Source organism: Deferribacterota bacterium, assembly GCA_034189185.1.
In the GTDB taxonomy this organism is placed as follows: Bacteria; Chrysiogenota; Deferribacteres; order Deferribacterales; family UBA228; genus UBA228.
In genome coordinates this window covers 1-3,381 of the sequence record JAXHVM010000188.1, presented here as the reverse complement: position 1 = coordinate 3,381, position 3,381 = coordinate 1, and the positions used below count along the sequence as shown (strand labels likewise).

The following is a 3,381-nucleotide window of genomic DNA, read 5'->3' as shown; positions in this document are numbered from 1 at the left end:
GTTCCCACTAAATTCACCTTGCAAGAAGGGCTTTGCCTCAGATTTGTAAGTCTCTGACTGCCAAGCGCTGGGTTCGCTAATACCATATTCTACAATATTATATTTTAAAGCATCTTCTATATTATTAAGGGTGAAAAAAAGATCCTCGCCAGAACCGCTATTAGTAATAGTCATATCGCCAAAATCTAATTTGCTTCCATTTGTTAATTTAACACTAAAATTTGTATCTGACGTATCCTTTAAAACTATCGAGATGCCATCATCTAAATATATATATTCACCATTATAATTGCTTAGATCTAGATCTTTTATGATATACCTATTATTACTATCTGTAACATTTAAATGCTTATCTTCAATGTTTATATTTAGTGTTTTGTCACTAGTGCCCGTATATGAGCCAAATAACATAATATTTGGATTAAAATTCTGGTTAATACCTTCATTACCCTCCGACAAATCTATGCTAAAAGCACTTTTACCACCTCTCTTATCTTGAACAACTAAAGAACCCCCTTCTAGTTTTGCATTTACAGTATCATCATATAGCTCTTCAATAAATTTCTCAAAATTGCCCAAGGTATCATTATAATTAAGAGGATAATTATTTTGCCTATAAAATTTAGATTCATAATCACTATCGCCATCTGCATCAACATAACCAACACTAAGGTGCGTTTGCCTATCGTAATTTATATTCCTTAAAGTAATTGTAACCTCATAATTATCTCTACGCAAATGATTAACATTAACATTATATCTAAACTTTAAAGATGGATCTATTTTATCCATGGCATCTTTAATTGAGTCACTGACCTCTTTTTCATCAATCTTGCCATCACTATTAAGATCTGGATTTATATTAAACTCATTACCATTAATATTCAAAATAGTTGTTTCATCTGGCTCAAAGGCAATATTATGGGTAATTGACAAGGGCTCATCAATAACTAGGGAAGTATCGTTTTTATCACCTATTTCATAGGATATATCCTTGCCATATGAGTCAATTAAGGTATTATTAAAACCAAGTAGAGCTCTTTTACTTCCTTTAATCCCAAGATAAACGGCATTTCCAGCACTTTTTGTAGTAAATAGTAATCTTTCTCCATCGCTTCTTACCTCTATCTCCTCAGAGAGTCCTTTTTCATCAAGTTTTTCGTTCAAATCGAAAACTAATTCATCAATATTACTATAAGCTTTTTGATCTGCGGTAATCTTATATGTATAATCGCCGTAAAGTATAGTTAATGTCCTATCTTCTACAGATGCATTTGATAAATCATATTCTACATTGTTAGGAGCATAAACCCTAGCTGATCCTACTATCAAACCATTATGATCTGTGCCCTTAACATATATAGAATCCCCTAATGTAACATTTGCGTTATCTAAATTTAGAAATTTTGCTTTTTCATCAGCAGGGATACCATTAACTGTGATTACATTACTGCTTTTTGCTGTTTTTTCCTGGGGCAATAGTATATCACTGCCAGGAGTATTAAGAGTAATCTCCTGATTATACCCGATATTTGAGCTAACCTTTCTATCATCACCATTATATTGAATTTTATAACCTGGAGTATAATGAAACCTAATTTCCCCACTTTCAAATTCTTCAGGTAATTCCACTTTAACACCAACACCAGTATCAACAACATTACCTGGCTTATTTTCTACGACTAGCTCCTTTGCAAGATAGTTTGTTCCATTACCTGAATCATCCCTGCCATTTGTATCTATGTTAACCAATTTGCCCTCTGCATCATAAAGTCTTATTCTAACAGTGGTACCATTTTGTTCAATTTTCATTGTGTATGTGCCTTCTTCTAATTCATTTAGATCACCGCTGACTTTACTGTTTAACAGCTTAAAGTTACCACTATTCTGGTATACTTCTACTACCTGATTACTTCTAACAAAGGGTTGACTATCAGTATTACTGCCTGCAAAAATATATTTGCCATTGTATTTAGCATTAGCGTGGGAATATAGCTCATCTATGGCAGTATCAACCTCTTCGGCAATCAACTTCCTTGAATCTGCATCTTGCGAAACATTGAGAGCCTGAACTAATTTATCATTTCTAAGTGTGGAGACTATACTATGCATTCCATCTATTTCATTTATTGAGTTATCTATCCATAGTTTTGCATTTTCAGCATTCCTTTGAAATTGTTTAGCCTCATCTATTGTTCTCTGTGTAGCTATTGCATCTGAGTAATTAATGGGATCACTCTCTGGATCAATGAGATTTCTGCCCTTTGATACCTTCTCGCTTGCATCTAATATATTGTTAAGGTCTCTGTTAATATTTTCTAAATTCTTGTAATTAAATGTATTAAAAGTCACCCTCATATTATCTACCAACAATACCCATATTATTTATTATTGTATCCATCATCTGATCAATTGCTGTAACCATTCTGGCATTAGCCTCATAAGCCTTTTGGAATTTCAACATATTTATAAATTCTTCATCTAAAGAGACACCTTTAACCTCATCTAATTTAAGTTCCATCTGCTTTACAGAATACTCTTTTGTGCTTTTAAAAGATTCTGTTTTAGAGGTATCTGAGGCAATTTTTGTAGATAAAACTGTATAATAGCCCTCAATAGTCTGGTTATCTAAAGATTCAATATTTTTATATTTTAGATTTGCCAATAATGAGGCATTGGAATTATCCCCTGAAGAGATAAAGGAGTGGGTATTTAAATAATTCGTATTTTCTTTGATAAGATCATTAACTTTTATCTCTCCACTTGGATCTTCAACAAAAAAGGCATTAAATTGAAGAGCAGCTAATAAATTAGTTGTATCATTTTTAACTGCAAAGCTATAGCCCTCTTCACCGTTAACCTGCAATTTTCCATCTACAGTTATTGAAGCGTGAATGGGTATATTTTTATCCTCATTTATTTTATCAACAACACTACTTAGGGAATCCACAGTCGGATCTATATTTATAGAAACATCGTCTATATAATTACCACTGTTATCAAAAATACTAAATTGAATTGTTCCCTTTTGTATTTTATCTCCTATCATAGGATCATAGGTGAGCTTAGCCTCTTTAGATGAAACTCCTTTTGCTGATGTTAGGACATTAAAGTAAGACTCCCCATAGCCAGTTGTATATATCTTATTTGTTTCAAAAATAAGGGCTTCTTTTAAATTGTTTAATCTATCTGCATATTCTTTATAATAATTATCTCTAAGTTCAAGCTCACCTTTGATCTTTCCAGCTTTAATACTATTTGTTATATTTATATTCTCACCATATTTTTTATTGCCTATAAATATATCATAGTAGTTTTCGCTATTTTCCTTTAAAATCAATTGGTTACTAACTGAACCCTCGACTAGAGGATTATTACCAA

General features: G+C 32.1%; 2 protein-coding genes. Both read right to left on the bottom strand.

From position 1 onward, the window contains the following. A partial coding sequence (locus tag SVN78_09620; protein ID MDY6821862.1) for a hypothetical protein occupies positions 1–2,370 on the bottom strand: 2,370 nt, incomplete at its 3' end. Beyond that, on the bottom strand, positions 2,360–3,381 hold a 1,022-nt coding region (locus SVN78_09615), incomplete at its 5' end, for a flagellar basal body rod C-terminal domain-containing protein (GenBank protein MDY6821861.1). The genes SVN78_09620 and SVN78_09615, both read right to left, overlap by 11 nt.